The sequence below is a fragment of the Streptomyces sp. NPDC016469 genome (assembly GCF_040632905.1).
In the GTDB taxonomy this organism is placed as follows: Bacteria; Actinomycetota; Actinomycetes; order Streptomycetales; family Streptomycetaceae; genus Streptomyces.
Window position 1 is genome coordinate 35,131 of record NZ_JBEYCQ010000011.1, and the last position, 15,870, is coordinate 51,000.

At 72.5% G+C, this 15,870-nt stretch carries 17 protein-coding genes; 6 read left to right on the forward strand and 11 right to left on the reverse strand.

The window, feature by feature from the left end; all coding sequences use genetic code 11:
• Positions 1 to 168: 168 nt before the first annotated feature.
• A complete protein-coding gene (locus tag ABZ565_RS14575) occupies positions 169 to 543 on the forward strand; it encodes an RNA polymerase-binding protein RbpA (protein WP_003959706.1) in 375 nt (124 codons plus the stop codon).
• 139 nt (positions 544 to 682) lie between these two features.
• Here the strand turns inward: ABZ565_RS14575 and fxsA are convergent, their stop codons facing one another.
• From fxsA to ABZ565_RS14595, 4 genes are all read right to left on the reverse strand, one after another.
• Positions 683 to 1,261, reverse strand: coding sequence for an FxsA family membrane protein (gene fxsA, locus ABZ565_RS14580; protein ID WP_361025387.1), 579 nt, complete (start codon positions 1,259 to 1,261; stop codon positions 683 to 685).
• A gap of 67 nt (positions 1,262 to 1,328) precedes the next feature.
• Entirely contained in the window at positions 1,329 to 2,096 is a 768-nt protein-coding gene (locus ABZ565_RS14585) for a polyprenol monophosphomannose synthase (protein ID WP_361025390.1), read from the reverse strand.
• A 527-nt stretch (positions 2,097 to 2,623) separates the two neighbouring features.
• Positions 2,624 to 4,264 (reverse strand): amidohydrolase, encoded by a 1,641-nt coding sequence (locus tag ABZ565_RS14590; RefSeq protein ID WP_361025393.1) that lies wholly within the window; start codon positions 4,262 to 4,264, stop codon positions 2,624 to 2,626.
• Between the two features lie 46 nt (positions 4,265 to 4,310).
• A complete protein-coding gene (locus ABZ565_RS14595) occupies positions 4,311 to 4,751 on the reverse strand; it encodes an Lrp/AsnC family transcriptional regulator (protein WP_018103953.1) in 441 nt (146 codons plus the stop codon).
• Between the two features lie 202 nt (positions 4,752 to 4,953).
• Here ABZ565_RS14595 and ABZ565_RS14600 point away from each other — a divergent pair, with 202 nt between their 5' ends.
• Positions 4,954 to 5,349 carry a hypothetical protein gene (locus ABZ565_RS14600; RefSeq protein ID WP_361025397.1) on the forward strand — a complete coding sequence of 132 codons (396 nt, stop codon included), beginning with the start codon at positions 4,954 to 4,956 and terminating at the stop codon, positions 5,347 to 5,349.
• A 397-nt stretch (positions 5,350 to 5,746) separates the two neighbouring features.
• Here the strand turns inward: ABZ565_RS14600 and ABZ565_RS14605 are convergent, their stop codons facing one another.
• Complete coding sequence (locus tag ABZ565_RS14605) at positions 5,747 to 6,919, reverse strand: acyl-CoA dehydrogenase family protein (RefSeq protein WP_361025400.1); 1,173 nt, start codon at positions 6,917 to 6,919, stop codon at positions 5,747 to 5,749.
• Positions 6,920 to 7,313: 394 nt separating this feature from the next.
• Between ABZ565_RS14605 and ABZ565_RS14610 the strand changes: the two genes are divergently transcribed.
• Positions 7,314 to 8,588 carry a glycoside hydrolase family 18 protein gene (locus tag ABZ565_RS14610; RefSeq protein ID WP_361025403.1) on the forward strand — a complete coding sequence of 425 codons (1,275 nt, stop codon included), beginning with the start codon at positions 7,314 to 7,316 and terminating at the stop codon, positions 8,586 to 8,588.
• A 64-nt stretch (positions 8,589 to 8,652) separates the two neighbouring features.
• On the opposite strand, the gene ABZ565_RS14615 is transcribed toward ABZ565_RS14610, so the two are convergent.
• From ABZ565_RS14615 to ABZ565_RS14625, 3 genes are all read right to left on the reverse strand, one after another.
• Positions 8,653 to 8,802, reverse strand: coding sequence for an SCO1431 family membrane protein (locus ABZ565_RS14615; RefSeq protein ID WP_361025406.1), 150 nt, complete (start codon positions 8,800 to 8,802; stop codon positions 8,653 to 8,655).
• A 206-nt stretch (positions 8,803 to 9,008) separates the two neighbouring features.
• A complete protein-coding gene (locus tag ABZ565_RS14620) occupies positions 9,009 to 9,260 on the reverse strand; it encodes a helix-turn-helix transcriptional regulator (RefSeq protein WP_361025408.1) in 252 nt (83 codons plus the stop codon).
• Positions 9,260 to 9,760, reverse strand: coding sequence for a DUF2975 domain-containing protein (locus ABZ565_RS14625; protein WP_361025411.1), 501 nt, complete (start codon positions 9,758 to 9,760; stop codon positions 9,260 to 9,262). The genes ABZ565_RS14620 and ABZ565_RS14625 overlap by 1 nt, the downstream gene beginning before the upstream one ends.
• A 111-nt stretch (positions 9,761 to 9,871) precedes the next feature.
• Between ABZ565_RS14625 and ABZ565_RS14630 the strand changes: the two genes are divergently transcribed.
• The gene (locus ABZ565_RS14630) at positions 9,872 to 10,336 is read left to right on the forward strand and encodes an MSMEG_6728 family protein (protein WP_361025414.1); all 465 of its coding nucleotides are present in this window, start codon (positions 9,872 to 9,874) and stop codon (positions 10,334 to 10,336) included.
• Positions 10,337 to 10,340: 4 nt separating this feature from the next.
• Here ABZ565_RS14630 and ABZ565_RS14635 read toward each other — a convergent pair whose 3' ends face one another.
• A complete protein-coding gene (locus ABZ565_RS14635; RefSeq protein ID WP_361025417.1) occupies positions 10,341 to 11,753 on the reverse strand; it encodes an FAD-dependent oxidoreductase in 1,413 nt (470 codons plus the stop codon).
• A 72-nt stretch (positions 11,754 to 11,825) separates the two neighbouring features.
• On the opposite strand from ABZ565_RS14635, the gene ABZ565_RS14640 reads away from it, so the two are divergent.
• Positions 11,826 to 12,476, forward strand: a complete 651-nt coding sequence (locus tag ABZ565_RS14640; RefSeq protein ID WP_361025420.1) for a TetR/AcrR family transcriptional regulator C-terminal domain-containing protein — start codon at positions 11,826 to 11,828, stop codon at positions 12,474 to 12,476.
• Between the two features lie 24 nt (positions 12,477 to 12,500).
• Here ABZ565_RS14640 and ABZ565_RS14645 read toward each other — a convergent pair whose 3' ends face one another.
• Together ABZ565_RS14645 and ABZ565_RS14650 are read right to left on the reverse strand one after the other, a co-directional pair.
• The gene (locus tag ABZ565_RS14645; RefSeq protein WP_361025423.1) at positions 12,501 to 13,550 is read right to left on the reverse strand and encodes a glucose 1-dehydrogenase; all 1,050 of its coding nucleotides are present in this window, start codon (positions 13,548 to 13,550) and stop codon (positions 12,501 to 12,503) included.
• Between the two features lie 142 nt (positions 13,551 to 13,692).
• A complete protein-coding gene (locus ABZ565_RS14650; protein ID WP_361025426.1) occupies positions 13,693 to 15,045 on the reverse strand; it encodes a peptidase C39 family protein in 1,353 nt (450 codons plus the stop codon).
• A gap of 192 nt (positions 15,046 to 15,237) precedes the next feature.
• Here ABZ565_RS14650 and ABZ565_RS14655 point away from each other — a divergent pair, with 192 nt between their 5' ends.
• Positions 15,238 to 15,822, forward strand: coding sequence for a hypothetical protein (locus ABZ565_RS14655; protein ID WP_361025429.1), 585 nt, complete (start codon positions 15,238 to 15,240; stop codon positions 15,820 to 15,822).
• The last annotated feature ends 48 nt before the right edge of the window (positions 15,823 to 15,870 follow it).

Sequence of the window (15,870 nt, forward strand, 5' to 3'; positions counted from 1 at the left end):
ACAAACCGGGTATGGGCGGGTACTTGAACCCTGGGAAACCTGAAATTCAGCGGTTCGACGGGCGACGCATGACCGGCAACGGGAATCTTTGCCGCCGACCGGACGTTGACCGATTGACGACGACAGCGACACCTGTCCTGTGGGCGACAAGCCCGGGAGGCACGATTCATGAGTGAGCGAGCTCTCCGCGGCACGCGACTCGTGGTTACCAGCTACGAGACGGACCGCGGCATCGATCTGGCCCCGCGCCAGGCGGTGGAGTACGCATGCCAGAACGGACATCGATTCGAGATGCCGTTCTCGGTAGAGGCGGAAATTCCGCCGGAGTGGGAGTGCAAGGCGTGTGGCGCCCAGGCACTCCTGGTGGACGGGGACGGCCCCGAGGAGAAGAAGGGCAAGCCCGCGCGCACGCACTGGGACATGCTCATGGAGCGGCGCACGCGCGAGGAGCTGGAGGAGGTGCTGGCCGAGCGGCTGGCCGTCCTGCGCTCCGGGGCGATGAACATCGCCGTGCATCCTCGGGACAGCAGGAAGTCTGCGTGACCCGCTAGCACGGTTCCGCGGCAGGCCGCGGGTTCGGTACGAATGTGTACCGGGCCCGCGGCTTTGTCGTTTACCGCGACCCGTCCCGGCCTGCGTCAAGGATGGTCCTCAGTCGCCGGACGGGTTTGAGACAGCGGGGTCACGGCTCCAGAGGAGGACGGGGCTCGTCGTGCGGGCCGGAGGGCTCGTCGCGGATCACCTCGCCCTGGACCACCTTGCCGTCGGGGCGGTGGATCCGGGCCTGCTGGAAGGCGTCCGAGAAGCCGCCGGGGGCGGCCGTCCGCATGCGCCGGTCCAGCGAGCGCTCCGCGTAACGGCTGAGTGCCGTGCGCACCGGCGGGACCAGGAGCAGCAGCCCGGCCACGTCCGAGATGAGGCCGGGGATCATGATCAGCAGCCCGCCGAGCATCAGGAAGCCGTTGCCCCGGCCGCTCTCCGGGGCAGCGGGCGAGGAGCCGTCCGCGCCCGGCTGCCCCGGCATCCGCTGAAGCGTCTCGGTGAGATTGCGGAAGGCCCGGCGGCCCGCGCTCTTGATCACCGCGCCACCGAGCAGGATCCCGGCGGCCAGCAGGATCACGACGGTCAGTCCGCCCGCGACGTCCGCCACCAGGATCAGCAGCCAGATCTCCAGCACCGCCCAGGCGGCGACGGCGAGCGGTACGAAGGTCCGGGCGCGCGAGCGCCTGCGGGCGGTCGGGGGCGGTGTGCCGGTCGTCATGCCCCCAGTGTGCCTGGCCACGCGTCCGTACGCCGTAAGGGGGTGCGAAGGGGAGGCCCCGCCCGGCTCAGGGGGTGCGGCGGCCGAGTGCCCGGTTGGTACGGCTGGTGACGCCCCAGGCGGTCACCCGCCACAGCGCCTCGACCAGGATGTCCTTGCTCATCTTGGAGTCGCCGACCTCGCGGTCCACGAAGGTGATCGGTACCTCGACCACGTGGAAGCCCGCCTCGACCGCGCGGCGGGCCAGATCGACCTGGAAGCAGTAGCCCTGCGAGGCGACCGCGTCGAGGCCGATGCCCTTCAGGGTGTCGGCGCGGAAGGCCCGGTAGCCGCCGGTCACGTCCCGGGTCCGCAGGCCCAGCATCAGCCGGGAGTACGTGCTGCCGCCGCGCGAGATGAACTCGCGGGACTTGGGCCAGTTCACCACCCGGCCACCGGGCACCCAGCGGGAGCCGAGGACCAGGTCCGCGCCCTTGAGCGCGGTGAGCAGCCGGGGCAGTTCCTCGGGCTGGTGGGAGCCGTCGGCGTCCATCTCGACCAGCACGCCGTAGTCGTGGTCCATTCCCCAGCGGAAGCCGGCGAGATAGGCGGCGCCGAGCCCTTCCTTGCCCTTGCGGTGCAGGACGTGGACGTGGTCGTCGTCGGCGGCGAGCTCGTCGGCCAGCTTGCCCGTCCCGTCGGGGCTGTTGTCGTCGGCGACGAGGATGTGGGCCTCCGGCACGGCGGCGCGCACCCGGCTCACGATCGGCTTGATGTTCTCGGCCTCGTTGTAGGTCGGGATGATCACCAAGACATTGCCAAGCGGGCCGAATTGCCGCTGACCGCCGTCGTTCACTTACTGCCCCTCACGTCCGTACGCAGGTGCACACCATATCGAGCGCGGCGGCGCGGAACGCCGACCCGGTCGGGGTGGCGCGGGAGCCGCGGCGGACAGAAGAGCGGAATCGGGGACAGAAGTGCGGATCGGGGCCCGGTGTCCTTCGGGCCGACCTGGGACCCGCTGGCTGCGGGTCGACCTAGAGCCGTTGTCTACTGAACGTCCGGGCCCCACCCGGGTCGCACCCTCCGTCCGGCTGAAACCTTCCCTCGCCCCCGAGGCGCGGGCGCTGAACCTGGCTGTCAGTGGTGGTGCGCCGGTGCGGCACACCACCCCGTGACCCAGCGGCGTTCGACGACTGCGTGGAGGTTTCACCGGTCGGACGTCCTGTGGTGGACTCGGCCGAACCTACCGGCCGATGGCCGCATTCTGTCAATACTTGCCTGACCTGCATCGATTACCGAAATCGCCTGGTCAGTCCCGAAGATCCCCAGGTAGCGGAAGAGCCGGCCCGCCTTCGATCGGCGGACCGGAATGTCCGCACGTCACTCGTTCGGCCTTACGTAGACAGTCTGTCCGAGGACCACGGTGCGCAGGCAGACCGGGAGGTCGGCACCGGGGCTGAGGTCGGGCAGTCCCGGCGTCCCGGACCGGGGGTCGGTCGACCAGCGCGCCACCCGGTCGTCCGGTGCCTGGACCACCAGCTCGTCGGTGCGCCAGACCGCGTAGTCGGCCGGGGCGCCGGGCACCAGGGTCCCCGCGTCGTCCCGCCCGAGGGCCCGCCAGCCGCCCCGGGTGTGCGCGGTGAAGGCGGCCCGGACCGAGACGCGGTGCTCCAGCGTGTGGTGGAAGGCGGCCGCCCGCACGGTCCCCCACGGGTCCAGCGGGGTCACCGGACTGTCCGAGCCGAAGGCGAGCGGCACACCGGCCCGCAGGAGCGCCGCGTACGGGTTGAGGGTGGCGGCCCGTCCGGCGCCGAGGCGCTGGGCGTACATGCCCTCCTCGCCGCCCCACGCGGCGTCGAAGGCGGGCTGGACGGAAGCGGTGAGGCCCAGCTCCGCGAAGGCCGCGACGGTCTCGGGGGTGAGCATCTCCGCGTGCTCGACACGGTGCCGGGCGGCCCGCACCCGGGCGAGGCCCACCTTCTCGGCCGCGGCCGCGATGCCCTGGACGACCGCCGAGAGCGCCGCGTCCCCGATGGCGTGGAAGCCCGCCTGGAGCCCCGCCTCGGTGCAGGCGGCGACGTGGGCCGCGATCCGGGCGGCGTCCAGGTGGGCGGTGCCGGTGTGCGGGGCGTCGGCGTACGGCTCGTGCAGGCAGGCGGTGTGCGAGCCGAGCGAGCCGTCCACGAAGAGGTCGCCGGCCGCGCCGACGGCGCCGAGTTCGCGGATGCGCCGGGCGTCCTTCTCGTCGGCCACCTCCTGGGCCCAGTAGCCGAAGACCCGGGGCCCGGGCTCCTGGGCGGCCACCTTCAGCAGCCCGGTGAAATCGTCCTCGTCGGAGATGTCGGGACCGCCGCACTCGTGGAGGCTGCCGATGCCGAGAGAGGCGGCGTGGCGCAGCGCGGCACGCTGGGCGGCGGTGCGCTGGGCGGGCGTGACGGCGTCGTGGGCGGCCGCGCGCACGGCGTGGTGGGCGGCGGCGGTCAGGGGGCCGTCCGGGTGGTATCCGGCCATCGTGGTGACGCCCGGGACGAGGTCGAGCAGGGCGGTGCTGACGGCCGCCGAGTGCACGTCGACCCGAGGAAGGTAGACGGGCCGGCCAGCCGCCGCCTCGTCCAGCTCTGCGCGGGAGGGCGGGCGCTGCTCGGGCCAGCGGGTCGCGTCCCAGCCGTGTCCGAGGACGACCCGGTCGGCCGGGTGGGCGGCGACGTGGGCGCGGACGCGGGCGAGGGCGTCGCCGAGGGTGCGGGCCCCGGACAGGTCGAGCCCCGTGAGGGCCAGGCCGGTCGAGGTGGTGTGGACGTGCGCGTCGGTGAACGCGGGGGTGACCAGCGCCCCGTCGAGGTCGATCACCTCGTCGACGCCGCTCGCGAAGGCGTCGGCGGCGCCTTCGGAGCCCACCCAGGCGACATGGCCCCGTTCGACCACCATGGCGGTGGCGAAGGGGTCGGCGGGGCTGTGGACGTCTCCACCGCGCAGCAGCACGGTGCGGTGTTCGCTCTGGGGGGCGGTGCTCTCGGTCATGAGCACCAGTCTCCCGCGCACCGGGACGTCCCGGTGCGCGGCCCCCTCAGATCTGCGGCGGGCGTGCCTCGTACGGGGTCGACAGGACGACCGTGGTGCGGGTGGAGACTCCGGCGAGCGAGCGGATGCGGGTGAGCAGGTTCTCCAGCTCCAGCGGGGTCGCCACGCGGACCTTGAGGATGTAGTTCTCGTCGCCGGCGACGCTGTGGCACGCCTCCAGCTCCGGGACGCCGGCGAGCCGTTCGGCGATGTCGTCCGGGGCGCTGGGGTCGAACGGTTTGACCGAGATGAACGCGGTCAGCGGCAGGCCGACCGCCTCCGGGTCCACGACCGCGGCGTAGCCGCGGATCACCCCGCGCTGTTCCAGCCTGCGGACGCGCTGATGAACCGCCGAGGTGGACAGGCCGGTGGCCTTGCCCAGGTCGGTGTAGCTCATCCGCCCGTCCTTGACGAGCAACTCCACGATGTGACGGTCCAGCTCCTCCATATGGATCAATCTATGGCCATGAGTCGTTCCCGGCACAGCTGCCCAGCCCTTGGGACGGCACCTTCGCCGGGCATGTGACCAACGCCACATGTTTACGCGGCAGTAGTGGGACACGGAACGGTTACGGCCGATCGGTGGCGGGAAGTGCTTGCTGTGGCCGAGGCCACAGCGTCATGCCGGCCCATCCGAGGGGGGATTTCCCATGTCACACCTGAAGCTCACCGGACGTACCGAACCGGAGCCCGTTGATCCGTTCGAGGACACCGCTCCCGACGCGTACGACACCTTCGAGATGTACCGGGTCATCTGCCCGGACTGCGCGCAGCCCATCGCGCTCCTGGCGGACGAGGACGTGCTCCCGGAGCACGCGCTGTGCCCGTCCCCGTGGAACCCGTTCGTGCTCACCGTGTGCCCCGGTACGGGGCGTGCCGCCGGAGCCCGGCCCGCCGAGGCGGACGGGGTGCAGGAGCAGGAGACGGCGCTGCTGCTGACGCTCCCGCAGGGGCTCGACTGGCGGACGCAGCCCTTCTCGCACGCCGGCGGCGCCGGTTCCCGCCCGATCCGGGTGGCCCACACGCTCCGGCGCGAGGCCGCCTGAGCCTCCCCTCCCGAACGCGCGGCCGGGGTGCGGGAGCAACCCGGCAGCCGGGGAGAACCGGGTGAACATTCGCCCGAATCGAACAGCCAGTGACCCGGCCGCGCCCCACGGCGTTGCCCCGGTATGACCCCGCTGCATTCCACGGCCGGCCCCGGGCGCCGCCGGCTCGCCGCTCCGCCCTCCGAAGAATCGGTTCCGCAGCCCGGTTCCGTGCCGGCGTCCCAGTCCGAACCGCCCCGGTCGGCGCCGCGCGCGGTGCCCCACTCGAGCGATCCGCCGATCTACCGGGCGCTGCTGCGGCACTGGGAGAGCACGGGCCGGACCCTGCCGGGCCGTCATGACCAGGACTGGAACCGGATCATGACGACGCCCGTGTGGTCGGAGCGACCGCTGCGGGTCAGCGGGACTCAGGGCCCGCGAGGTGGCGCGCGATGACCATCCGCTGAATCTGGTTGGTGCCCTCCACGATCTGGAGCACCTTGGCCTCGCGCATGAGGCGTTCGACGGGGAAGTCCTGCGTGTAGCCGTAGCCGCCGAGCACCTGGACTGCGTCGGTGGTCACCTGCATCGCGGCGTCCGTGCAGAAGAGCTTGGCCATGGCGGCCTGGCGCGAGAAGGGGCGGCCGGCGTCCCTCAGCCGGGCGGCCTCCAGGTAGAGCGCGCGGCCGGCCTCGATGCGGGTCGCCATGTCGGCGAGCATGAACCGCAGCCCCTGGAAGTCCGCGATGGGGCGGCCGAACTGCTTGCGGCCGGTGGCGTAGTCGAGGGCCCCGTCCAGCGCTGCCTGGGCGACGCCGATGGCGCAGGCCGCGATGCCGAGCCGGCCGGAGTCGAGGGCGGAGAGGGCGATCGCGAAGCCCTGGCCCTCCTCGCCGATCCGGCGGGCGTCGGGGATGCGGACGCCGTCGAAGTGGAGCTGGGCGGTGGGCGAGCCCTTCATGCCCATCTTCTTCTCCGGGACGGCGGCGCTCAGCCCGGCGGCGTCACCGGGGACGAGGAAGGCGGTGATGCCCCGGGCGCCCTCGGCGCCGGTGCGGGCGAGCACGGTGTAGAAGTCGGCGATGCCGCCGTGCGTGATCCATGCCTTGGTGCCGGTGATCACCCAGTCGTCGCCATCCCGTACGGCCTTGGTGCGCAGCGAGGCGGCGTCGGAGCCGGAGGCGGGTTCGGAGAGGCAGTAGGCGCCGAGCAGGCCGCCGGAGAGCATCGACGGGAGGTGTTCGGCGCGCTGTTCCTTGGTGCCGTAGCCGGCGAGGCCGTGGCAGGCGAGGGAGTGGACGCTGACGCCGAGGCCGACGGTGAGCCGGGCGGCGCTGAGCTCTTCGAGGACCTGGAGGTAGACCTCGTACGGCTGGTCGCCTCCGCCGTGTTCGGAGTCGTAGGGCAGGCCGAGCAGGCCGGACTCGGAGAGCAGGGTGAAGACCTCGCGGGGGAAGCGGCCCGCTTCCTCCTCCTCGGCCGCCGCCGGGGCGATCTCCCGCTGGGCGATGTCCCGTACGAGGTCGATCAGTTGGCCGGCTTCCTCGGTGGGCAGACGGCGTTCGACCCACTGCGGGGATCGGTCGGACATGACGGCGCTCTCCTCCCTGTCGGGCGTTGCGGCGGTCGCGCGCGCGGGGTGTGAGCGGCGCCGCCGGGGGGATCTCCGGGCGATGCCCGAAATCACTGCTGCCCAGCCGATGTTGCCCTCCCGGATTACGAGAGGCGCAGGCAGGCGGCTGTGGCGGGACGAGTATGCCCGATCGGATGGCATCCGTCACCGGTTGACCGAACATACGAATGAACGGGCTTCGGACACGCGGCTCCGGCCTCCCCGGAGATCATCGATATTGGTCCGAACCATTGACCCAACTGGTCTAGTCCACCTACCGTTCCCAGCGAACCGGCTTTACGCGTTCATGCCAAGCACGAGCGCCGGAAGCCGGTGGTCCATCGGCACGCCCCCTCCCCCACGAGGAGCAACCATGACCGGACTGCATCGCCCGGGAGCCCGTCTGCGGGCCCTCGCCGCTGCCGCGTGTACCGCCGCACTGGGCGCGGCCCTGCTCGGCGTCGCCGGCACCGGCTCCGCCGGCGCGGCCCCCGCCGCGCCCCGGGCCGCCTCACCGGCAGCAGCGCCCGCCGCCCCCACAGCGGCCGGTGACAAGGTGGTCGGATACTTCACCAACTGGGGTGTCTACCAGCGTAATTACCACGTCCAGAACATCGAGACCTCGGGCTCGGCCGACAAGCTCACGCACATCAACTACGCCTTCGGGAACGTCCAGGGCGGCACGTGCACGGTCGGTGACTCGTACGCGGACTACGAGAAGGCCTACACCGCCGACCAGTCCGTCGACGGGGTCGCCGACACCTGGGACCAGGAGCTGCGGGGCAACTTCAACCAGCTGCGCAAGCTGAAGAAGCTGCACCCGGACCTGAAGGTGATCTGGTCCTTCGGCGGCTGGACCTGGTCCGGCGGCTTCGGTGAGGCCGCGAAGAACCCGGCCGCGTTCGCCGAGTCCTGCTACAACCTGGTCGAGGACCCCCGGTGGGCCGATGTCTTCGACGGCATCGACATCGACTGGGAGTACCCCAACGCCTGCGGTCTCACGTGTGACACCAGTGGCCGGGACGCCTACGGCAACCTGCTGTCGGCGCTCCGCTCGAAGTTCGGCAGCGGCAACCTGGTCACTTCGGCGATCAGCGCGGACGGCTCGGACGGCGGCAAGCTGGACGCCGTCGACTACGGCGGAGCGGCCCAGTACGTCGACTGGTACAACCCGATGACGTACGACTTCTTCGGCGCCTGGGACGCGAAGGGACCGACCGCCCCGCACTCCCCGCTGACCTCCTACGAGGGCATCCCGAAGGAGGGCTTCACCAGCGAGGCGGCCATCGAGAAGCTGAAGGCGCAGGGCGTCCCGGCCTCTAAGCTGCTGCTCGGCATCGGCTTCTACGGGCGCGGCTGGACCGGCGTCACGCAGGACGAGCCGGGCGGTACGGCGACCGGCGCGGCCCCGGGCACGTACGAGGCGGGCATCGAGGACTACAAGGTCCTCAAGAACACCTGCCCCACCACGGGCACCGTCGCGGGCACGGCGTACGCGCGCTGCGGGAACAACTGGTGGAGCTACGACACCCCCGCCACCATCGGCACCAAGATGGCGTACAAGAACCAGCAGGGCCTGGGCGGCACCTTCTTCTGGGAGCTGAGCGGTGACACCACCGACGGCGAGCTGATCAAGGCGATCGACTGACCCGGTAGCGCGGTGCGCAGGAGGGGCGGGAGCCGGTCGGGCTCCCGCCCCTCCCACGTACGTACTAGAGCAGGCCGAGCTGCGTGACGAGCATGGCGACCACGACCACGAGGGTCCAGCCCAGGACGTGCTCCAGCAGCTTGGGGCCGTCGTCGGGGCCGCCGGTGCGGGCGCGGCGGCGGGCGGCGGTGAAGGAGGCGGCAGTCGCGGTCATGGCATCTCGTTCGGTCGGCCGGCAAGGGGTGGCGCCCAGCACCCGGCCGGGACCCGACCACAGTGCCACCCCGGCGGGCCCGGGGGTAGAGACGTCCGTCACTGCGCCGGGCGGCCGGGCCCTGCCACCGCCCCCACGACGTGCGGAAACCGTGCGAGGGGCGGAGGCGTGTGTGCCGCAGAGCACACCGGTGGCGGGGCGGGCGGCTACCCGGAGACCGGCGCGTCCCGGCCCGGTACGCGGTCCGGCTCACCCGCCCCCTCCCAGCGCAGCAGGTCCCCCGGCTGGCAGTCGAGCGCTTCGCAGAGCGCGGCGAGCGTCGCGAAGCGCACGGCCTTGGCCCGGCCGTTCTTGAGTACCGCCAGGTTGGCGGGGGTGATACCGACCCGTTCGGCGAGCTCGCCCACGGACATCTTCCGCCGGGCCAGCATCACGTCGATGTCGACGACGATCGGCATCAGATCACCTCGTCCAGCTCGGCCTGCATCCGCGACGCCTGCACGTCGCGGGCGACCGCCTGGGCGAGCAGCGTGCGCAGCACGAGCACGACGAGCGCGACCCCGGACACCGCCAGGCCGACCACGCCGATCAGGAGGACGACACCCGGCGCGACGGCCTCGCCCGGCGCCAGCACGGCCCCGAGCGCCCAGAGCAGGAGTGCGGCGCCGGCGAAGGCGCCGGTCACCAGGTCCGCGTAGCGGAAGGCGGAGCTGGAGAACACCGTTCCCCGGCGGGCCATCGCGGCCAGTCGCCATACGCACAGCAGGACGGTCTCGGCGCAGCCGATCCCCAGGACGATGATCAGCGCGACCGGGACACGGGGAAGATCCGCGGCGTCGCCGCCGGCGCTCCCCGAGTCGCGGAAGAACAGGACCAGCATCAGCACCTGCAGGAACAGGGCACCGGCGAGCAGTGCCACGATGACGCCACGCAGCGCGAAGTCCGTCAGCTTTCCCATGACCCCTCCCTTGATCTATCGAAACACGATTTTAATCTATCGTTTTTCGATAGCCAACCGGGAGGGTGCACCCAAGAAGCGGAAAGACGTCCGCACGGGTAGACAGGCCGTATGCAGACCTTCCTCCCCTTCCCCGGCTTCGCGGAGTCGGCCGCCGTCCTGGACGCCAGACGGCTGGGCAAGCAGCGGGTGGAGGCCCTGCAGGTGTTCCGCGGCCTGAGCGTGCCGGGTTACGGGTGGCGCAGGCATCCGGCGGTCCGCATGTGGGCGGGGTACGAGGAAGCGCTCGTCCGGTACGGCCTCGACATCTGCGCGCTCTGGACGGCCGGGGGACGCGCCGACACCTGCGCCGGCACCCTCGTGCACGACTTCCGGGCCCACACGGGCGACGCGCCGGTCCGCGCACAGCCCGAACTGGCGGCGGAGGGGGAGCTGCCGCCGTGGCTGGGCGACCCGGAGTTCCACCGGAGCCATCAGTCGGCGCTGCTCCGCAAGGATCCGGAGCACTACCGGGGCCGGTTCCCGGGCGTGCCGGACGACCTGCCGTACGTGTGGCCGGCGTCGGACCGCTCCTAGAACCTCAGCCTGTGGTGCCGAAGCGGCGCAGGTAGGCGTGGAGCCCGTCCGGCGTGGTCCCGGCCCACCCGATGTACCCGTCCGGCCGTACGAGGAAGAGCCCGGTGCCGTACGCGCTGTGGGCACTCCCGCGCACCACCCGCGCCACGGGGCCGCCCGCGCCGCCGGGTGCGTCTGCCCCCAGCGCGAGCAGCGTCCAGTGCGGGCCCCGGAAGGCGTCGAAGAGCCGTACGCCGTCCACGGTCGCGTCGGGGGCGCGGTCGCCGGCCCGGAGCGCGCCCTCCGGGACCGCCTCGCGCGCCTCCTCGGTGAGCGACGACTCCCGGTACCCGAGGCCCAGTTGACGGGTCGCGCCGCCTCGGCGGACCTCGCCCCGGTGGACGCCGGTGGACAGGTCGAGCATCTGGGCGGCGACCGGGCGCCGTTCCTCCTCATAGCTGTCCAGGAGCGCGGCCGGGGCGCCGCCCGCCAGGACCGCGCCCAGCTTCCAGCCCAGGTTGTAGGCGTCCTGGACGCTGGTGTTCAGGCCCTGTCCGCCCGCCGGGGAGTGCACGTGCGCGGCGTCCCCGGCCAGGAAGACCCGGCCCGCCCGGAAGCGGTCGGCCAGGGCGGCGCGGGGACGGAAGTCGGAGGCCCAGCGCACCTCGGTCACGGCATCGGCGGGGATGTGCGAGCGCTGGGCGAGGACCTTGCGGACGCCGTCCGGGGTGAGGTCGACGTCGGTCCCCTCCGGGAAGCGGGCGGTCACCTGGAAGTCCTCCGTGCCGGCCAGCGGGCAGACGGCGAGGAAGTCGGCGCCGTCGTGGGGCGGGAAGATGTGCCAGTTGTCGCGGTCCAGGCCGGTGATCCGGACGTCCGCGACCAGCGTCGGACCCGGGTCGACGGTCTCGCCGGTCATCCCGATCCCCAGTGCGCGGCGCACCGCCGACCGGCCGCCGTCGGCGGCGACGAGGTAGCGGCCGCGTACCGTCCCGCCGTCGGAGAGGTGGACGGTGACGCCCTCCGCGTCCTGCGTGAGACCGACGGCCTCCCGGCCGAAGATGATCCGGCCGCCCAGCTCCGCCAGCCGCTCCGCCAGGATCTCCTGGGTGCGCCACTGCGGCACCATCCACGGCTTGTTGTACGGCGAGTCCTCGCTCGGCTCGGCCGGGTCGAACATGCGGTGCTCGCCGACCCGCTCGCCGTTCCGCCAGACCATGCCGACCGGGTAGGTGCCGCCCGCCGCGTGGACCGCGTCGATGACGCCGAGGTCGTCGAAGACCTCCATGGTGCGGGGCTGGAGTCCCTTGCCCCGGGAGCCGGGGAACAGCGCCTCCGCGCGTTCCAGGACGAGCGCGTGCACGCCGCGCCGGGCCAGGTCCACTGCGAGGGCGAGACCGGTGGGGCCCGCGCCGACGATCAGGACATCGGTGTCCATGACGATTCTCCTTAACGTTGTTAAATGCTCGATGGCTCCGAGGATGGCCTTAACGGCGTTAAGCTGTCAAGCGTGAGTACCGAACGACGCGCCCCCCTCGACCGCCGACGGGTCGCGGACACGGCGTTGAGGCTGCTGAACGAGGTGGGCCTGGATGGTCTGACCCTGCGCGCCATCGCGAGGGATCTGGACGTGAAGGCGCCCGCCCTCTACTGGCACTTCAAGGACAAGCAGGCCCTGCTGGACGAGATGGCGACCGAGATGTACCGGCGCATGGTCGCCGGCACCCCCCTCGACCCGGCCGACACCTGGCGGGAGCGGCTGCGGAAGACCAACCACGCCCTGCGGACGTCCCTGCTCGGCTACCGGGACGGCGCCAAGGTGTTCAGCGGTTCGCGCTTCACGGGCGCGGTGCACGCCGAGCAGATGGAGGAGAGCCTGCGGCTGCTCACCGCCGCCGGCTTCACCCTGGCCCAGGCGGTGCGGGCGGCCACGACGACGTACATGTTCACGCTCGGCTCCGTCATCGAGCAGCAGGGCGCCGAGCCCTTGCCGGGCCTGCGCCGGGAGGGCTTCGACGTGGCCGAGCGCGCGCGGCTGCTGGCCGCCTACCCGCTGACCGCGGCGGCGGGCGCGGAGATCTTCGCGGACTACGAGCGGCACTACGCGGAAGCGCTCGACCTGGTGATCGCGGGCATCGCGGCGGCCTACGGCATCGACTGACGGAGCGTGCGGCGCCCCGGGGCGTCAGTCGAGATCGATGACGACCTTGATGTCGCCGTCCTGCGCGGTGAACGCGTCGGCGGCGTCCCGCAGCGGCACCCGCCGGGTGATCATCCGCTCCAGCCAGTCCGGATCGGCGCGGCGCAGGGCTTCCGCGCCCGCGCGGTAGTGGCGCAGATTGGCGTTGACCGACCCCACCACGGCGTCGTTCTCCAGCACCAGTTCGCGGTTGAGCGTGCCGGCGTCCACCGACAGCCGGCGCCCCTTGGGCGACACCCCGGTCAGGCAGACGATCCCGTAGCTCGCCGTCTCCCGCATCGCGCCGAAGACCACGTCTCCGACGCCCGTCGCCTCGATCACCACGTCGGGGCGGAGGGCCGAGGCCACGTCGTCGATGGGGCCGGTGTGGTACGTCGCCCCCAAGCCGGTCACCAGACCGGGCTTCGGCCCCGAGGTCACCCGGTCGAGAACGTGGACGTCCAGTCCGCGCTGCCGGCCCAGCAGCGCGGCGAGCAGGCCGATCGGCCCGGCACCGGTGACCAGGACCCGGCGCGGCTCGAACCAGGACCGCGCGCCGATCCGTTCGACCTGCTCCCATGCCTTGGCCACCACGGTGGTCGGTTCGAGCAGGACGCCGACGCGCTCCAGGGACGGGTCGAGCCGGACCGCGTAATCGCTCTCGACGGTCCAGAATTGGCTGGCGTAGCCGTGCCGTTCCTTGATCCCGCGCTCCGTGTAGCGCCCGTTGCGGCACATGTCGAACTCCCCCCGGGCACAGGCGCCGCACGGTTCCGGATCGGGCCGGCGCACCACGCCCACGACCAGGTCCCCGGCCGAGAAGCCGCTCGCCGGGGGCGCCTGCCGCACCCGCCCCAGCGACTCATGACCGATGATCAGCCGGTCCTCGCCGCCCGGCGCCCAGCCGTACTCGCCGGCCGCGATCTCCTTGTCCGTGCCGCACACCCCCACACCGATCCCGTCCACCAGGAGCTCACCCGGGCCCGGCGCCGGGTCGGGCACCTCGCACACCTCAAGGCTCTTGCCGGCCGAAGGCCGCACGGTAACGGCACGCATCGGTACCCCTTTCGAGCACGCGGGCAGCGGCGTCGGCCTCTCCCGGCCGCTCACCCGCTGCCCGTTTACCCGATCGCCCGCCGATCTTGCGCCCCGGCGGCCCGGACACCCCCGGATTGCGCCGACCGGCGGACCCGGCGGCTCACACCAGCCCGAACGACCGCAGTGCCCGCCGCTGGGCCGGCGTCGGACGGGCCGGCCAGTAGACGTAGCAGACCCCGCCGGTCCCGCTCTTCACCTTGCCGTTCGCGTCGTACCGCTTCGTCCGCAGCCAGATGGTCTCCCACTCGTGGCGCTTGTAGACGTGGCGGACCGCGTCGTCGTTCGGGGAGGCGGGGTCGTTGGCGATGACGTCGCCGTCGGCGGTGAAGCCGATGACCGTCATCAGGTGGCCGGACGTGCCGTAGCCCGCGCCGGTCAGCTCCTCCTTGAGGAAGGACTGCGAGGTGATGACGGGGATGCCCGCGCGGACCAGGGTCTCCACGTCGTTCAGGGAGCCGAGGCGGGTCACGGCGGCGCTCATGTCGTCGTACGTGGCCGCGTAGGCGGCGTTGAACGGCCAGTTGCCGCAGCCCTCGTACTGGTTGTCGTACGTGAAGCGGGCGGCGTGGCAGACCGAGGGGTCCTCGATGCCGGGCTTCACCCAGGCCAGGTCCCCGGCGGACGGCCGGCGGCCCCAGTATTCGATGATCATCTGCGAGGAGGTCGGGCTGCACCACGCCTCGCCGCCGTTGTCGTACTCCGGGTACTGGCCCACGTGGACGTTCTGCGAGTAGCGCGGCACCGGCAGTTCGCGGACCAGGCCAGGGGTGCTCGCGGGCACCGTGAAGCGGTCCGGGATGTCCGAGGCCATCGCGCCCACCCGCCACACCACCGGGGTGAGGCGGCTGCCCGGGGCGCGGTACAGGGTCAGCCGGAGGCGGTACGAGAGCAGCCGCAGGCCGCTCGCCGCGTCGTCCACCGAGAAGGTGTCCGTCCAGATGGAGCTCTTGCCGTCGCTCTGGTCGTCCACCGAGGTGCGGCGGATGTCCGCGTCACCGGCGGCCCAGCGCCCCATCACGTACCACGGGGTCTCGGTGCCGTCCGAGTAGTGGCCGCACAGCTCGATCTGGATCCAGGTGCCGGCCGGGGTGTCCGCGTTCCAGGAGGCGATCACCTCGGTCGCGGGGACGCCGGAGCGGTGGACGGGCGAGGTCCAGGTCGCGTACTCCCAGGCGGCGGTGGTGCCGGTGTGCGGGTCGGTGTAGTCCGTACGGCCCAGCGAGTGGGCGATGACCAGCCCGGCACGGCGGCCGGCGACCGCGCGGGTTCCGGCCCGGTCGCCGCAGCGCCAGTCGGTGTACGTGGTCCAGGCGTGGTTGTCCACCGAGGGCGGCGCGGGCCGGGCGGGGCGCGGGGCGGCTGCCGCGGAGGCGGCGGACGACAGCGTTCCGGCACCGGCGGCCGCCACGACGGCGGCGGCGAGCACGGTGCGGCGTGAGGTGGGACTGGGCATGGGCGAGACCCCCGGTCGTCGTCTGCGGAATGGGGCTGCGGTGCACGACAGTGCGCCAACTATCGCGGGTCGCGTCCCGGTTCGGCCAGCGATTCGACCCGCGCCGGACGACCAATATTGGTCTCTACCACTGGCGTGACCTGCGGCTGGGCCGAACGGCCTACCGCCCGCCCCGGCTCGTAGGCTGGACGCATGGACGACCTCGCTCCCCACGCCGCCCGGTTGCGCGCCCTCCCGCCGTCCTGCGGACCGGTGCGGCTGGTCGCCGTCGACGGGCACGCGGGATCGGGCAAGAGCACCCTCGCCGGCCGGCTCGCGGCGGCGCTCGGTGGGGCGCCCGTGCTGCACCTGGACGATCTGGCCACGCACGAGGAGCTGTTCGCCTGGACGGACCGGCTCCGCGAGCAGGTGACGGGGCCGCTGTCGCGCGGCGAACCCGCGCGTTACACCCCGTACGACTGGACGGCACGGGCCTTCGGGCCGCCCAGGACCCTGGAGCCCGCCCCCGTCGTCCTGATCGAGGGCGTCGGCGCAGGCCGGCGCGCCGTGCGGCCGCTGCTGGCGCGGCTGTTGTGGATGGACCTGCCCGCCGAGGAGTCCTGGGCGCGCGGCCGGCGGCGCGACGGACCGGCGCTGCGCTCCTTCTGGGACGGCTGGACGGCGGCCGAGACCGCTCACTTCTCGGCCGACCCGTCGCGTCCCTGGGCGGACGTTCTGGTACGGCAGTTGCCCGTGGGGTACGAGTGGCTGGAGGGACCCGTGCGAGAGCGGCGCTGAACCGTTTCGTCACCCGGTGTGACCGGCTCGCGCCGCCCTATCGCGCCG